Below are 14,852 nucleotides of genomic sequence, written 5' to 3' on the forward strand. Positions count from 1 at the left end.
TTGTCGAGGGCGGCCTTGGCGCGCACGATGGCGGCGGAGTCACTGGCGGTGACGGCGCGGGCTTCAACCGCGGCGGCGGCGCCGGCGCCGTCGAGGCGGTCCATGTTGGCTTCGGTGGCGTGGCCGGCGTTGGCGCCCCTGATCACCGCTGCACCGGTGTCTTCGTTGTCGACTTCATCCCAACTCAGCATTGAAATTCTCCTTCCTGGTGCTCGAAAAAATAGGGGGTTGCAGGCTTCATGGCATTGAAATACTGCGCAGAGTGTGGTGGGGAAATTCCAATTCTGCACACTATATAGTGGTCCGTTCTGTTTGTGGGCACACTATATGGTGTGTGGCAGTCGGGGTCAACGCGCAGGAATGCGCGCAGGGGTCGCAGGGCTATGAGAAAAACTCACACCCCCATGACTTTTAATGGTTACGGCCGCTTCGAAGCTCAATGCTAAAAATTCGCCAACAAGCTCCCCATAACAACAATGAGCGTTTGCGAAAATGAAAGCACTTGATCTGTACATCGGCGAAGGCTTCGAAGGCCCAGGCGTCAATGCTGCCCATATCAACATTCTCATCGGCCCACGCAATGGCCCGGCCGGCCAGGCGTTCGCCAACAGCCTCGCGTCGCCAAGCCAGGGCCATTGCCCGTTCATGGTGATCGCCCAGCCGAACATCCCGGTCAAACCCATGACCCTCTACGTCAACAAAGCCGCCATCGGTAGCGACCTGCACGGCAATGCCACCTGGGGTGCCTCCCAGGCCGGGATCGCCAAAGCGGTGCTTGAAGCGTTGCTGGACGGTACCTTGCCGGCCGAGGCCGAAGACGAATGGGCGATTGTCACCGCCAACTGGGTCAACCCGGCCTGCGATGATCTGGACGCCGTCTACCTGAACAACTACAACGCCTGTCGCACCGCGATCCGCGCCGCCCTGAATGGCACGCCGTACACCGCGCAGTTGGCCGATGTGGTCAATCACATCAGCAATCCTTTCTACACGCCGAAAGCCTGAGGAGACTGCCATGCAATACATCCGTTTGGGCAACTCCGGCCTGCAAGTCTCACGCCTGTGCCTGGGCACCATGAACATGGGCACCCCGGACTGGAAACCGTGGATTTTCGACGAAAAGCAAAGCGAGCCGATCGTCGCCCATGCCCTGGCCAACGGCGTCAACTTCATTGACCTGGCCGACTTCTACTCCGCCGGTGTCGGCGAAGAAGTGGTGGGGCGCATCCTCAAGCGCGTGGCGCGCCGTGACGAGATCGTGGTCACCACCAAGGTCGGCTACGGCACCCGCAGCGGTATCAACGCCAGTGGCCACTCGCGCAAGCACATCATGGACAGCATCGACGCGTCCCTGAGCCGTCTGGGCATGGATTACGTCGATGTGTTCATGCTGCATTACTTTGACGTGAACACCCCGGTGGAAGAGACGATGTGTGCGCTCAACGACATCGTGCGCTCCGGCAAGGCCCGCTACATTGGCGTGTCGACCATGCTCACGGGGCAGCTTGCCAAAATACTGATGGCCTGCGAGCGCAACGGTTGGGTCAAGCCGATCAACATGCAGTTGCAACTGAATTGCGCCTACCGCGAAGAAGAGCGCGAGATGATCCCGTTCTGCCGAGACCAGGGCCTGGGCGTCTCGGTGTTCAGCCCGCTGGCGCGTGGTTTGCTCACGGGTGAGGTGCAATCGACGCGCAACCAGACCGATTTCTTTACCCAGCAGATGTACAGCGACCAGGCCTCGTTCGATATCGCCCATTCGGTACAGCGTGTGGCCCGTGCCCGTGGCGTGTCCAACGCGCAGATCGCGCAGGCGTGGGTCGCCAACCATCCTGGCGTCGACGTCATGCTGGTCGGCGCCGATACCACCGCGCAATTCGACAGTGCGCTGGCGGCCCTCGACACCCGCCTGGATGCCGAAGAACTGCACGAACTGGAGCGCAACTACACCCCGTGCGATGTGATCAATGACTACACCGCCGGCAAGCGCATCCTGCGTGAGGCCCGCCCGGGCCTGGACCGTTTCAACCTGACCGAGGCCGTGGCATGAACCCGCTGATCCGTACTGGCAACTACATCGATGGCCAATGGTCCAGCGGTGGCCCCACCTATCCGGTACTCAACCCGGCCAATGGCGCGCTGATCGTTGATGTGCAGCGCGCCGCCGCTGAAGAAACCCAGCTGGCCATCGATGCTGCCCACCGTGCCTTGCCGGCCTGGCGCAAGCTCACCGCCAAGGAGCGCAGCCAGCGCCTCAAGCGTTGGAGCGAGCTGATGCTGGGCAACCAGAAAGACCTGGCTCAGTTGCTCAGCCTGGAACAGGGCAAACCCCTGGCCGAAGCCATGGGCGAAGTGGTCTACGCGGCAAGCTTCCTGGAGTGGTTCGCCGAAGAAGCCAAGCGCGCCTATGGCGATGTGATCCCGACCCACAAGGCTGATGCACGCATTATCGTGACCAAGGAAGCGATTGGTGTCGTGGCTGCGATCACGCCGTGGAATTTTCCCCTGGCGATGGTCACCCGCAAAGTCGGCCCGGCACTGGCGGCCGGTTGCACGATGATCCTCAAACCGTCGGAAGAAACGCCGTTGTCGGCTTTTGCCTTGGCGGTGCTGGCCGAGCAGGCGGGTATTCCAGCCGGTGTATTCAACATCGTTTCGGGTGACGCCGTCGCCATTGGTGGAGCGCTGCAAGCGTCTGGCGTTGTGCGCAAGCTGTCGTTCACCGGGTCCACCCGCACCGGCAAACTGCTGATGCGCCAGGCCGCCGACACGCTGAAAAAAGTCTCGCTGGAACTGGGCGGCAATGCGCCGTTTATCGTGTTCGACGACGCTGACCTGGACGCCGCCGTCAAAGGTGCCATGGCCTCCAAGTTCCGTAACACCGGGCAGACCTGCGTGTGCGTCAACCGCTTCTATATCCAGGACGGCGTGTACGAGGCCTTTACCCGTAAATTGGCCGAAGCGGTCAGCGCCATGCGTGTGGGCAGTGCGTTGGACGGCGACACCGAGCAAGGCCCGCTGATCAACGCAGCCGCCTTGGCCAAGGTCGAAGCCCATGTGGGCGACGCGTTGGAGAAGGGCGCCAAGCTGCTCTGCGGCGGCCGTCGCCATGCGCTGGGCGGCACCTTCTTTGAGCCGACGATTCTCACTGAAGCCAACGGCGACATGTTGATCGCCCAGGAAGAAACCTTCGGACCCGTGGCGGCGTGCTTTCGTTTCACGGACGAAGCCGAGGTGCTGCAACGGGCCAATGACACGCCGTTCGGCTTGTCCGCCTACTTCTACAGCCGCGATATCGGCCGCGTCTGGCGCATGGCCGAGGGCTTGGAGGCGGGCATGGTCGGCATCAACGAAGGGATCATTTCCACTGAAGTCGCGCCGTTTGGCGGTATTAAGGAGTCGGGCCTCGGCCGTGAGGGTTCCAAGTACGGCCTGGAGGATTATCTGGAGATCAAATACCTGTTGATGGGAGGCCTGTAGCCTCTGATTTGAACCGGTGCCCGCAGGGGCACCGGCTGTTACTCCGTCAAAAACAACAATATGGAGAACACCATGACTGTACAACCCGTCAAAATCGACGATCTGCCGATCGGTCGGTTTCACCTCAAGATTGCCGGCCTGACCTTCGGCGCGCATTTCACCGACGGCTATATTCTTGGCCTGATCGGTATCGCTTTCACCTTGCTCAGCCCACAAATGCAACTCGACGCCTTCTGGCAAGGCTTGATCGGTGCTTCGGCCCTGATCGGTCTGTTTTTGGGCAGCCTGTTTTTCGGCTGGATCTCCGACACCCTCGGCCGGCAGAAAATCTTCCTGGTCAGCTTCGTACTGATCACCGTAGCGTCGGTGATGCAGTTCTTTGTTGAAACGGCCATAAGCCTGTTGCTGTGTCGTATCTTGATCGGCATCGGCCTGGGCGGCGATTTCAGCGTGGGCCACGCCATGCTTGCCGAGTTTTCACCGAAGAAACACCGCGGTGTGCTGCTCGGCTCGTTCAGTGTGATCTGGACCTTCGGCTATGTGGCCGCGACCTTTGTCGGCACCGCTATGCTCAGCCTCGGCGACGACGCCTGGCGCTGGATGCTGGCGTCTTCGGCGATCCCCGCCGGGTTGATCCTGCTCGCCCGCATCGGCACCCCGGAATCGCCGCGCTGGCTGGTCAATCGTGGGCGCATCGCCGAAGCCCGCGCCATTGTCAAAAAACACCTGGGCGAGCACGTGCTGCTGGATGAAGAACCGTCCGCGCAGATCCGCTCCGGCTATGGCGTGTTGTTCAGCCGTGAATACCGCAAGCGCACGGCGTTCAACTGCCTGTTCTTCGTGTGCATCGTGATGCCGTACTTTGCGATCTACACGTTCTTGCCATCGATCCTGCAGAAGATGGGGTTGTCCCAGGGATTCGGCACTGAGTTGCTGCTCAACTTATTGCTGATTGTCGGCGCGCTGCTCGGTATCTGGTGCACGGTGAAGTTCTCGCGCCGTGGCTTTCTGATCAACTCGTTCATCATCCTCGCAGCAGCACTGTTCCTGCTGGCGGTATTGCCGGGTAGCCTGGCGTGGTTGATGGTGCTGACGTTTGGCGTGTTTACGCTGGTGTTGTCGGCGGTCAGCAATCTGGTGGGTGTGTTTCCGGCGGAAAGCTTTCCCACCGAGGTACGTGCCAGCGGCATCGGTCTGGCGACGGCGGTCAGCCGTTTGGGCTCGGCGATCAGTACGTTTCTGTTGCCGGTCAGCGTGGCCGGGATCGGCTTGAGCCCGACCATGGGCATTCTGGCGGCGATCCTGGTGTTCGGCGCAATCATTTCCTGGGCCTGGGCCCCCGAAACCAAAGCGCTGACGCTGAGCCAGGCGTGCAAGGCGCAGAGCCCGGTCGATCAGCACGCGGCGGTCGGCGTGAAAAGGGCGAATGCTGTCAGGGTGTAGGTGTGTCCGGGGTGGGTGAGTGCCTGTCAGGGATTGCTCACACGCCCCAACCACTCAGTAAACAGACCAACCTTGGATAACCCCAGCTTGTCCGCTGCCACATCCAGCCAATAGCCATACGGCCCGATCACCTCCACCGGGGTGATCGGCAGCAAACTGCCGTTGGCCAGTTCGCGCTCGATCATTTGCCGGTCGATCACCGCCAGCCCACCGCCGGCCAGGGCGGTGTGGATCACTTGGTCCAGGGTGCTGAATTCCAGGCCCCGGCCCGCATCGATATCGTCTCGGCCCACCGCCGCCAGCCAGTTTTCCCAGACTTTCAAACGCTTGCCGTCGTGCAGGATATGCAGCAGCAGGAAGCGTCGCAGGTCGGGCGGTTGACCGTCGATAAACAGCTCCGGGCTGGCTACGGCGATATGGCGCTCCATCACCAATAACTCACTGTGCCAATGCGGGTCTGCGTCCAGACCAAAGCGAATGCGGCAGTCGATCTCGGCCAGGCTCTCCTGGTGGCTCTGGTGGGTGACGCTGAGGTTGATATCCGGATAGTGCTCACAGAACCCGCGCAAGCGCGCCGACAGCCAGCGCGTGGCCCAGGTCGGTGGTGCAACGACACGCAGGCGCTGGCGCAGGTTGGGTACGCGCACGGCCTGCAGGGCGCGTTCGATATGGTCGAAGGCGTCGCTCAGGTGTGGCGACAAGGCGAAGCCGGCCTCGGTCAGGGACAGGCCCTGGGGCGTGCGGACGAACAGGGCTACGCCCAGGTAGTCTTCCAGCTGCTTGATCTGGCGGCTGACTGCGCCTTGGGTGACATTGAGGCCCACGGCGGCCTGGCTGAAGCTGCGGTGGCGAGCGACTTCTTCGAAGACGCGGAGCATGTTGAGGGCAGGGAGGTGGCGCATGGTTCGGGTTCCACACATAGTTTTTATAGTGTTTTCACTGGCCTCATCGCAGGCAAGCCAGCTCCCACATTTTTGACCGCGCCGCCGATCAAATGTGGGAGGGGGCTTGCCCCCGATGGCGTGAGTGCTGACGCCGCCTATTAGAAGTAGTAACCGATGTTCATGTACAGCTGATTTTCCCACTGGTTACTGCCCCCTGCGCCCAGGCTCTGGGTGTAGCTGCTGCCACCGATGTAGGGGTCGTTCTTGCCGATCAACCACTCCGTGGCGATCCACAACTTGCTGAACGAAAACGAGGTACCGAGGATCACTCGTTGCGAGGTCTTGAAGGCATCGTCGGATTTGTCGAAAGCGCTGTAGTTGGCATACAGCTTCACGCCGCTGATCTGGTCGAACAGGTATTTACCGGCCACGTCATAACTCAGGTCCGCCACATACAGATTGCCGCGGCTGGCGACGTTGAAGGTGCCGTCATAACCGCCCAGTGTGACCACGCCATTGGTGCCCTCGTTGCGCGGTGACATCTGTTGGCGCGCCGCCTGCAACTGCAAGCCCCATGGACCGTTTTTGCCCAGGTAGTGGATGGCTACGGCGTTGCGTCGGCCGTCATTACCGGTGTCCTTGTTTTCCAGGGTCGAGGTCAGGCCCGACAGGCCGACTTCGGATTTCCAGCCGCCCAGGTCCATGGCTTTGGCGACGCGCACCACCACGGTGTTGCGCTCCTGGTTATTGCTGCCGTCGGCGACATAACTGTCGGCTTCGGAAATCACGCTGGAATAGGTCACGCCCTTGCTGGTGCCTTTGCCTTGCCACGCCGGGCGCAGGTAATAACCGGCCTGGATGTTCCAGTCGCCACTTTGCTGGATGTACTTGGTGCCGACCTGTTGCACATCTTCCAGGCCGATCACGTTGCCCAGGGTTTCATAGAAGGTACTGCCGAAATACGGCTGCAAGCCGAACGGCACGGTGTTCAAGCCCACTTGCACTTGCTGGTCCGGGTTGAACTTGTAGCCTACCCAGGCGAATTTGGCGAACTGGATGTCGCCGTAATTCTTGGTGTACTGGTAAGGGTAAGAGCGCCCATAAAATCGGTACTGTGCCTCACCAATCCAGGTGTCGGAGTTGTACTTGGCGCTGAGAAACACGGTGTCGAGCCCGAACTTTTGAATATCGCGGTCCGGATCATAGTCCCAGCGCGCACGCACGGCGCCGCCAAGGTCGAGGTTGTCGGTGACCTGATAGGCCATGGCCGGTGCCGCCAGGGCGCCGAGTACCGGGATGAGGGTGAAGTAGCGTGTCGTTGGTCGCATGGTTTTACTCTCGTTTTTAGTTTTTTTTGGGCAACAGCAGCCCGTTGCCGCAGCGCATGCTGCGACGCAGGGAAAAGGCTTGGACTCAGTGCGCGTTGGGGTGGATCAGCCTCAAGGGCGGCCCGGCGGCGGGTAACTCGGAGGCGCCGGGTGCCGCCGCGAGAAGGGCCTGGGTGTAGCTGTTCTGTGGCCTGAGCAGTACCTGTTCGGCGCTGCCGTATTCCACCACTTCGCCTTGCCGCATCACCGCAATGTGGTCGCTGATCTGCGCCGCTACGCGCAGGTCGTGGGTGATAAACAGGATGCTCAGGTTCAATTGCTTCTGCAGTTCGGCCAGCAACTCCAGCACTTGCTTTTGCACCGACACATCCAGTGCCGACACACTTTCGTCGGCGATCAGCACTTCCGGGCGCATGGCCAGGGCCCGGGCGATGCCGATGCGTTGGCGCTGGCCCCCGGAAAACTGCCGGGGCTTGCGCTTGAGGGCGTCACGCTTGAGGCCGACCTGTTCGAGCAAGTCACCGGCTTCGGTCCACGCATCTTTGGCGGACAACCCTCGCAGTCGCGCGGCGCGGGCAATGATGTCGCCCACCCGGTGGCGCGGATTGAGCGAGCCGTACGGGTCCTGGAAAATCATCTGGATGCGGCGCCGATTGGCCGCCAGGGCCGAGCCGCGCAAGGCCAGGAAGTCGCTATCGCCGACCCACACATGCCCACTGTCGCTGTCTACCAGGCGGATTGCCGCCTTGACCAGGGTGCTTTTGCCTGAGCCGGACTCACCGACGATCGCCAGTGTCTTGCCCCGTGGCAGGTTCAGCGACACATTGCGCAGCGCCGCCACCGAGCTGCCGCCGACGTTATAGGTTTTGGTCAGGCGCTCGATACGCAGCGCCATTTCGCCGTCGGCACAAGGTGTGCGCAGTTCGGGATGCAGCGCCGGTACCGCGGCAATCAGCTTGCGTGTATAGGCGTGGGCGGGGGCATTCAACACCTGGTCCCGTTCGCCGATTTCCACCAGGCGGCCACCTTCCATGACGGCGATGCGATCGGCAATCTGCGCGACTACCCCGAAGTCGTGGGTAATAAACAGAATGCCGTGTTGGCCGCGCCCTCGCAGGTCGCGCACCAATTTCAACACCTGGGCCTGGGTGGTCACGTCGAGGGCCGTGGTCGGTTCGTCAGCGATCAACAAGTCCGGTTTCATCGCCAGGGCCATGGCGATCACGACCCGTTGGCATTGGCCGCCGGACAGCTGGTGGGGGAAACTGTTGGCGATGCGCGGCGGGTCGGGCAGTTGGGTGGATTCGAGCAGCGCGAGCATGCGTTCCTGGCGTTCGCGCTGAGGCATCTGTGGCGCATGGATATCAAAGATTTCCTCGACTTGTTTGCCGATGCGAATCGCGGGGTTCAACGCAGCCATGGGTTCCTGGAAAATCATCGCGATGCGGTTACCGCGCAGTGCGCGCAAACGGCTTTCATCCAGGCTGCAGATGTCGTCACCGAGAAAGTCGATCACCCCACCGGCATGCCGCAGACCCTTGGCGTAGTCGCCCATGATCGCCGCCGACAGGACCGACTTGCCTGAACCGGACTCGCCTATCACGCAGAGGATTTCGCCCTTGCGCACCTCCAGGCTGATGCCGTGCACGGCGTGGCGGCGGTCGGCGCCGGTGGGCAGTTCAATCGTCAGGTCCTGCACACGCAATACGGGTTCTGGGTTCATGTTCAACTCCTTGCGCCTTGCTGGGCGTGTTCATCCAGGCCGTCCGCGAGCAGGCTCAGGCCCAGCATCAGCGTGGAGATGGCGATGCACGGAAAGATCACCAGGTGCGGAAAGGCGATGGCCATGGCGCGGCCGTCGTTGATCATGCCGCCCCAGTCCGGGGTCGGCGGCGGCAGGCCGAGGCCGAGAAAACCCAAGGCGCCGATCATGATCGCGGTGTAGCCGATGCGCAGGCAGAAATCGACTATCAAGGGCCCGCCGCAATTGGGCAGGATCTCCACCAACATGATGCGCAATGAACCTTCGCCTTGGGTGATGGCGCTGAGTACGTAGTCGCGCGAACGAATGTCGATGGTTAATGCGCGCATGATCCGGAAGATTGCCGGGGCACTGGTGAAGGTCACCGCAATCAGGATGTTCACGGCCGAGGCGCCGAGGGCGATGATGATCACGATGTACAACACCAGCACCGGGAACGACAGCACGGTGTCGGCCACATACGACAGCACCGCGTCGACCCAGCCATTGAAGTAACCGGCACACAGGCCCATGGCAATGCCGACGGCGAACGCGGTGAGGGTGGCGAGGATCGACCAGAACAGCACCGTGCGCGTGCCCCAGATCAACCGCGAGAGAATGTCTCGGCCGATCATGTCGGTGCCCAGCAGGAAGCTCTGGCCGTTTTCGCCTACGGTCATTGGCGTGAGCAGCGGTGTGAAGCTTTCCAGCGGATCATGCGGCGCGAGCCACGGCGCCAGCAACGCGGTCACTACCCAACTACCGACCAGCAGCAGGCCGAGCAACGCCAAGGGGTGCTTGAAGGCTTGAAGACGGTTCATCGGGTACCTCCGCCGAGACTGCGCAGGGTGATGCGCGGGTTGAGCCAGGTGTAGGCCAGGTCCGAGAAGATCTTGGTGATGCCCACGACCACCGCACTGACCATCGCGCAGGCTTCGATCAGGTACACGTCATGGTTCAGGGATGCGGTGTAGAGCAGCGAGCCGAAGCCCTTGTAGGCGAAGAACACCTCGACCACGATGACGTTGGACAGCAGCCACGGGATGTACAACATGATCACGGTGATGGGGGCGATCAGCACATTACGCAGGGCATGGCGCATCACGATGCGTGCGGTCGAGGCGCCTTTGAGGCGCGCCGTGCGGATGTAAGGTGACTGCATCACTTCGACCATCGACGCCCGGGTAATGCGCGCCAGGTAGCCGATGCCGAACAGGCACAGCACCATCAACGGCAGGACCAGTTGCACCGCGCTGAAGCCCTCGCTCATGCTGCTGACGCCGGGGAGCCAGTTGAGCCAGAACACAAAGAGTGCCGAGACGAACACCGCGCTGGCGAAGTCGGGAATCGACGTGGTGACGATCGACAGGAACGACACCAACCGGTCAAGCAGCGAGCCCTGGCGAATGCCGGCCAGCACGCCCAGGGTCAGCGCCACGGGCACCATCACCAGCAGGGCCAGCCCGGCGAGGGTCAGGGTCTGCGCCAGGTTGGGCAGCAGCAGTTTGATCACCGACTCACGAAAGTACACCGAGGTGCCCCAGTCGCCGCTGGCAAAATCCTTGAGCCACAGCAGGTAGCGCCACACAAAGGGTTGGTTGTAGCCGTGTTCCACCAGCCACGCCGTGCGTTGGTCGGCGGCGGAGTAGGGGCCGAGGACGTTGATTGCGACGTCTTCGATGTTCAGTTCCAGGGCCAGGAACACGATCAGTGACACCGATAACAGGGTTGCCACCAGCGCCAATAATTTACGCAACAGAAAATGAGCCATGGGCGCATGCTCCGACGGATGATGGGAGGTCTGCCCGCCTGTGCGGGCAGTGTTGACTCAAGCGCTCAGCCAGACGTTACCCATGGGATAGAAGTCAGAGGGGTGTACCTGGAAACCCTGGACCTTTTTGCTCACCGCCGTGAACTTGTCGCCCCAGAACGGCTGCACGATCACGCAGGCGTCTTGCAGGATCTGCTCGACGCTTTGCATGGCCACCGCCCGTTGCTGCGGGTCGATGATGCCCATGGCCTTGTCCAGCGCGGCATCGAAAGCCGGGTCGCTGTAGTGGCTTTCGTTCCAGGCGCCGCCGCCGCGATAAGCCAGTTCCAATGACATCACTCCGAGCGGGCGATGGGCCCAGTAGGTTAGGCTGAACGCGGCCTTGTCCCAGATCGGCCAGTACTGAGCGGCGGGCACCACTTTGAGGTTGATGCGTATCCCGGCTTCCAGGCAATTCTGCTGCAGGATCTGTGCGCAGTCCTGCTCATAGCGCCCCTGGGTATTGCCGACGATCAGGTCGATGTCCAGGCCATTGGGAAAGCCGGCTTCGGCGAGCAATTTCCTGGCGGTGGCCACGTCGCGGTTGCGCTTGGGCAGCGGGAAATATTCAGGATGGGAGGGCGCTACATGGTGGTCCTCGCCCAGGGTGCCCATGCCACGGTAGGCGATCTTCAGCATCTGCGCGTTGTCGGCGCACAGCACCACGGCTTTGCGGATGCGCAGGTCGGTGAACGGTTTCTGGTCGCAGGCCATGCGCATCACGACGGTTTGCGCGGATTTGCAACTGAGCAACTGTGCGCCGGGCAGGCGCTTGGCCAGGTCCAGTTCGGCCACGGTCACCCGGTACAACACGTCAACCTGGCCGGCCTGCAAGGCCGCAAGGTGAGTGGACACGTCGGTGCCCATGTCGATGTAGCGCAGTTCGTCGAGGTTGGCGGGCTTGCCCCAGTAATCGGCACGCTTGGCGAAGGTGGCCTGTTTGTTCACCGCGAATGAGACCAGCTTGAACGGCCCGGTGGCCAGCGGGTTTTTCGCCCAGTCATCACCCGCCTTGAAGCTGCGGTGCACAATGGCGCAGGTGAAGGCGTTGAGCATCTCCGGGATCGCCAGAATGGGCCGCTTGAGGTGCAGGCGGAACTGGTAGTCCCCGACTTTTTCGAAGGCTTTGATGTCCTGGAACGCAGTGCGGTTGACCGACTTGGAGTCGGCGGCAATCCAGCGTTCGATGTTGTGTTGCACGTCGTCGACGTTGAAACGCTCGCCGTTGCTCCACGTCACGTCCTGGCGCAGGTTGAAGGTCCAGGTGGTGAGGTCCTCGGACGGGCTCCAGCTTTCGGCGAGGTAAGGGTGGGTGATGTTGTCGGCGTCGACCCAGGTCAGGTATTCCAGGGAATTGCGCAGCAGGTTCGAAGCTTCGATCCAGGTGATCAGCATCGGGTCCTGGATTTCCTGGATCGCACAGGCAAAGCGCAGGCTGCCGCCTTGGCGCGCGGGCGTGGCATCAGCGGCCTGAGCCTCGTTGCCCAACAGGGCCGAGCCCAGGAAGGTGCTGGCGCTGGCGACGGTAACGCCCAGCAGTGCGGCGGTACGCAAAAATTGGCGGCGGTTTATCTCACCGCTTTTGACTTGGACACACAGGTCGTCAACGGCTGGATGCGGCAGGGTGCCGCCCAGGGTAGTCAGGTCTTTCATAAGCCTCTCCGGTACTTGCGAATATGCGTTTTTGTTGAACCGCAAGGGTCAGTGGCAGGCGCAGCAACGGCGCAGCACGGACCTCTGTGAAGCCGGCAGAAGAACAAGGCAAAACGAAGTCAGGAGGCGGGCAATGGGATAGGACATAGGGCAGCTCTCATGTTGTTTTTATTAGAGATGCCCGCAGTTTTGTCATTTGCGCAACGATGGACAAACGACAAATTCTGCGCAGTAACCTTCTATAAATGCATGTTACAGATCCGTCCCAGGGCCGCCTGTATTGCTGGATCGGTTCAGCGTGGCAACAGGCGCGCATCGAAGGGGTAATCGGAGAGCAGCTCGATGCCGTGCTCGTGAATGTAGATCTGTTCTTCGAGCTTCACGCCTTCGCCGCCGTCGTCGTGGCCAATGTAGCTCTCCACGCAGATGGTCATGCCGGCTTCGAACACTCCGTCGTAACCCAGCGCATCGATGTCCTCACGGTGCACCACATAAGGGTATTCACCGGTCATGCCAACCCCGTGCACCAGCGCGAAATAACGATTGTTCTTGTAATGCTCGGGAATCTTCCAGGCCATCTCCGCATATTCCTTGAAGCTGCGTCCGGCCTTGAGCATTTCAACGTTGGTTTGCACCTGCTCATAGGCGAGTTTGTACAGCTCCTGCTGTTTGGCGGTGGCCGCCTGGTCGCCGCACAGGAAGGTGCGGGAAAAGTCCGCGTAATAACCGAAGCGCCCAACCACATCGGTGTCCAGCGCCACCAGGTCACCGGCTTCGATCGGCCGCGTGCTGCATTCCTGGAACCATGGGTTGGTTCGTGGGCCGGATGACAGCAGGCGTGTTTCCACATAGTCGCCGTCGGTGGCGATGACATGCTGGTGCAGGTGCGACCACAACTGGTTTTCGGTGATGCCGGGCACCAATCGGCTTTCCATCAGGCGCACTCCGGCTTCGGTGGCGCGCAGGCTGGCGCGGATCATCTTCAGCTCATTGGGCACCTTGATGCAGCGTGCTCGCTCCAGCGGCTCCTGGGCGTCGAACACTTGATAGCCGAGGCGTTGCAGTTCGAATGCGGCGGCCGAAGTGGCACTTTCAATCGCAATGCGTTTACCGCCACCGCACTGTCGCACCAGCTCATCAATCTCGGCGGCCCAGTCGGCGGTGACGTTGCTCAGGAAGCTGTCGCAAAAATAGTAGGAAATCGCTTTGGCCGGGCGGACTTCATCGACGGTGTTCAGGTTTTCGGCCAAGTGCAGGCAACCGCCGAACTCGAAGACCACCACCGGGCCTTCCGCCGGGATAAACGCATAACGCGCCGGGTTGCGGGCCGAGTACACCTGCATGTTGCGCGAGCCGGTGGCGTAGCGCATGTGGGTCGGGTCGAACAGCACACAGGCGGCGTAGTCGCGTTTTTTCAGTTCGTTGCGTACCCGTTGCAGGCGGTCCAGCTGGATCTGCTGGATCTCGTCATAGGTGGGTTCACAGTCGGCGGGGTTGCGGTTCGGGCCGGACAGACTCATGGGGATTCCTCGCAGGGCAAATACGGTTTTTTGAGTTTTTAGAAGGTCAATCAGTCGAGCAACTGGTCGCTGCGTACCAGGTTGCGTTCGGCTTGCAGATGCGCTTCGGACAGGCGTCCGTAAAGCTGTTTGGTGCGTTGGGCGCGGCCGATGATCCCGGGCTTTTCCGAGTAGGCGAAAATCGCCGTGTTGCGTTCGATGGTGCCTTCCACGCGGGTCACGCGGTGCACCGAGAAGCGGCCCTTGAAGATCTGCAAGTCGCCGGGGTTGAGCTCCAGTTCCTGCACGCGCGAGCGGTCTTCACCGCGCACCACTTTGCCGACGGCGCCGAGGTTTTCCTGGCTGCGCGAGCGGATCATCGGCGCGTACTCGAACCGGCCGCCGGCCTCGGGCTTCTGGGTCATCATGCTGACGATGAATTCGTTGGTGTCGAAGTGCCAAGGCTGTTCGGTGCCCTCGGGCATGACGTTGATCACCAGCCCGGCGAAAGGGTCTGCGTATTCGAAAATCTCCGGTTCATCCAGGCAGGCGCCGATAAAGCGTTTCATCATGGGGGAGACGTACAGCCGGTGAATGATCGCGTCAGGAGCGATCATGTCGCGGGTCACAAAGCCGCTGGTGCGCTCCATGAATGTGCGACGCGGATCATCCTGGGGCAGGCTGGGGTCATCCTCGGTGAAGTAGGCGTTGACTTTGCGCACCGAATAAAAGGTCTTGCCCGCCAGCGCCTGGCCTTCCTGGCGCGCCTGCTCCAGCACTTGTGGGCGCAGGAAGTTCTTCAGCAGGCAGCAACCGTCCTCAGCCAGTTCGGCGCGGGCGTGTTCAATGAGTGCGCGTAATTGAACATGGCCCGAATCATGTATGGGATAGAGTTCGGTATTAACGATGTCGCTGATATCGCCGGTTTCGGCATCGGCAAGTTTAAGACTCATACACGGCTCCTGAAGTCGGTGGTGGTGTTGAGTCGATAGTTGCGTAAAGCGGTTTGAAGTG

At 61.3% G+C, this 14,852-nt stretch carries 12 protein-coding genes and 1 pseudogene; 4 read left to right on the top strand and 9 right to left on the bottom strand.

Going from position 1 to position 14,852, the window contains the following annotated elements:
• Nucleotides 1-191, bottom strand: a pseudogene (locus DK870_RS13865) (ribonucleotide-diphosphate reductase subunit beta); the annotation flags it as partial.
• A gap of 301 nt (nucleotides 192-492) precedes the next feature.
• Between DK870_RS13865 and fae the strand changes: the two are divergent.
• The 4 genes from fae to DK870_RS13885 all read left to right on the top strand — a co-directional run bounded on the left by fae (nucleotide 493) and on the right by DK870_RS13885 (nucleotide 4,923).
• Entirely contained in the window at nucleotides 493-1,005 is a 513-nt protein-coding gene (fae, locus tag DK870_RS13870) for a formaldehyde-activating enzyme (protein ID WP_060752763.1), read from the top strand.
• Between the two features lie 10 nt (nucleotides 1,006-1,015).
• Entirely contained in the window at nucleotides 1,016-2,050 is a 1,035-nt protein-coding gene (locus tag DK870_RS13875) for an aldo/keto reductase (protein WP_060752764.1), read from the top strand.
• The gene (locus DK870_RS13880; protein WP_090371327.1) at nucleotides 2,047-3,480 is read left to right on the top strand and encodes an NAD-dependent succinate-semialdehyde dehydrogenase; all 1,434 of its coding nucleotides are present in this window, start codon (nucleotides 2,047-2,049) and stop codon (nucleotides 3,478-3,480) included. The genes DK870_RS13875 and DK870_RS13880 overlap by 4 nt, the downstream gene beginning before the upstream one ends.
• Nucleotides 3,481-3,552: 72 nt before the next feature.
• Complete coding sequence (locus DK870_RS13885; RefSeq protein WP_161548885.1) at nucleotides 3,553-4,923, top strand: MFS transporter; 1,371 nt, start codon at nucleotides 3,553-3,555, stop codon at nucleotides 4,921-4,923.
• 26 nt (nucleotides 4,924-4,949) lie between these two features.
• On the opposite strand, the gene DK870_RS13890 is transcribed toward DK870_RS13885, so the two are convergent.
• The 8 genes from DK870_RS13890 to DK870_RS13925 form a co-directional block, all read right to left on the bottom strand.
• Nucleotides 4,950-5,825 carry a LysR substrate-binding domain-containing protein gene (locus DK870_RS13890; protein WP_161548886.1) on the bottom strand — a complete coding sequence of 292 codons (876 nt, stop codon included), beginning with the start codon at nucleotides 5,823-5,825 and terminating at the stop codon, nucleotides 4,950-4,952.
• A 140-nt stretch (nucleotides 5,826-5,965) separates the two neighbouring features.
• Nucleotides 5,966-7,135 carry a hypothetical protein gene (locus DK870_RS13895; protein WP_161548887.1) on the bottom strand — a complete coding sequence of 390 codons (1,170 nt, stop codon included), beginning with the start codon at nucleotides 7,133-7,135 and terminating at the stop codon, nucleotides 5,966-5,968.
• Nucleotides 7,136-7,220: 85 nt separating this feature from the next.
• The gene (locus DK870_RS13900; protein WP_161548888.1) at nucleotides 7,221-8,858 is read right to left on the bottom strand and encodes an ABC transporter ATP-binding protein; all 1,638 of its coding nucleotides are present in this window, start codon (nucleotides 8,856-8,858) and stop codon (nucleotides 7,221-7,223) included.
• Nucleotides 8,859-8,860: 2 nt separating this feature from the next.
• Nucleotides 8,861-9,697 carry an ABC transporter permease gene (locus tag DK870_RS13905; protein WP_104993526.1) on the bottom strand — a complete coding sequence of 279 codons (837 nt, stop codon included), beginning with the start codon at nucleotides 9,695-9,697 and terminating at the stop codon, nucleotides 8,861-8,863.
• Entirely contained in the window at nucleotides 9,694-10,647 is a 954-nt protein-coding gene (locus tag DK870_RS13910; RefSeq protein WP_161548889.1) for an ABC transporter permease, read from the bottom strand. Before DK870_RS13910 ends, DK870_RS13905 begins: the two co-directional genes overlap by 4 nt.
• A gap of 57 nt (nucleotides 10,648-10,704) precedes the next feature.
• Nucleotides 10,705-12,339 carry an ABC transporter substrate-binding protein gene (locus DK870_RS13915; RefSeq protein WP_161548890.1) on the bottom strand — a complete coding sequence of 545 codons (1,635 nt, stop codon included), beginning with the start codon at nucleotides 12,337-12,339 and terminating at the stop codon, nucleotides 10,705-10,707.
• Between the two features lie 293 nt (nucleotides 12,340-12,632).
• Nucleotides 12,633-13,859, bottom strand: coding sequence for a Xaa-Pro peptidase family protein (locus DK870_RS13920; RefSeq protein WP_090371311.1), 1,227 nt, complete (start codon nucleotides 13,857-13,859; stop codon nucleotides 12,633-12,635).
• A 50-nt stretch (nucleotides 13,860-13,909) separates the two neighbouring features.
• Nucleotides 13,910-14,791: a phytanoyl-CoA dioxygenase family protein gene (locus tag DK870_RS13925; protein WP_161548891.1), complete on the bottom strand. Its 882-nt coding sequence runs from the start codon at nucleotides 14,789-14,791 to the stop codon at nucleotides 13,910-13,912.
• Nucleotides 14,792-14,852 lie beyond the last annotated feature (61 nt).

Source organism: Pseudomonas sp. Q1, assembly GCF_009935975.1.
Classification (GTDB): Bacteria; Pseudomonadota; Gammaproteobacteria; order Pseudomonadales; family Pseudomonadaceae; genus Aquipseudomonas; species Aquipseudomonas palleroniana.

Excerpts from the sequence above, each read along its gene's own strand:
- DK870_RS13895 (WP_161548887.1), bottom strand. The coding sequence starts at position 7,135 with ATGCGACCAACGACACGCTACTTCACCCTCATCCCGGTACTCGGCGCC.
- DK870_RS13915 (WP_161548890.1), bottom strand. The coding sequence starts at position 12,339 with ATGAAAGACCTGACTACCCTGGGCGGCACCCTGCCGCATCCAGCCGTT.
- DK870_RS13910 (WP_161548889.1), bottom strand. The coding sequence starts at position 10,647 with ATGGCTCATTTTCTGTTGCGTAAATTATTGGCGCTGGTGGCAACCCTG.
- DK870_RS13875 (WP_060752764.1), top strand. The coding sequence starts at position 1,016 with ATGCAATACATCCGTTTGGGCAACTCCGGCCTGCAAGTCTCACGCCTG.
- DK870_RS13905 (WP_104993526.1), bottom strand. The coding sequence starts at position 9,697 with ATGAACCGTCTTCAAGCCTTCAAGCACCCCTTGGCGTTGCTCGGCCTG.
- DK870_RS13890 (WP_161548886.1), bottom strand. The coding sequence starts at position 5,825 with ATGCGCCACCTCCCTGCCCTCAACATGCTCCGCGTCTTCGAAGAAGTC.
- fae (WP_060752763.1), top strand. The coding sequence starts at position 493 with ATGAAAGCACTTGATCTGTACATCGGCGAAGGCTTCGAAGGCCCAGGC.
- DK870_RS13920 (WP_090371311.1), bottom strand. The coding sequence starts at position 13,859 with ATGAGTCTGTCCGGCCCGAACCGCAACCCCGCCGACTGTGAACCCACC.
- DK870_RS13925 (WP_161548891.1), bottom strand. The coding sequence starts at position 14,791 with ATGAGTCTTAAACTTGCCGATGCCGAAACCGGCGATATCAGCGACATC.
- DK870_RS13880 (WP_090371327.1), top strand. The coding sequence starts at position 2,047 with ATGAACCCGCTGATCCGTACTGGCAACTACATCGATGGCCAATGGTCC.
- DK870_RS13885 (WP_161548885.1), top strand. The coding sequence starts at position 3,553 with ATGACTGTACAACCCGTCAAAATCGACGATCTGCCGATCGGTCGGTTT.
- DK870_RS13900 (WP_161548888.1), bottom strand. The coding sequence starts at position 8,858 with ATGAACCCAGAACCCGTATTGCGTGTGCAGGACCTGACGATTGAACTG.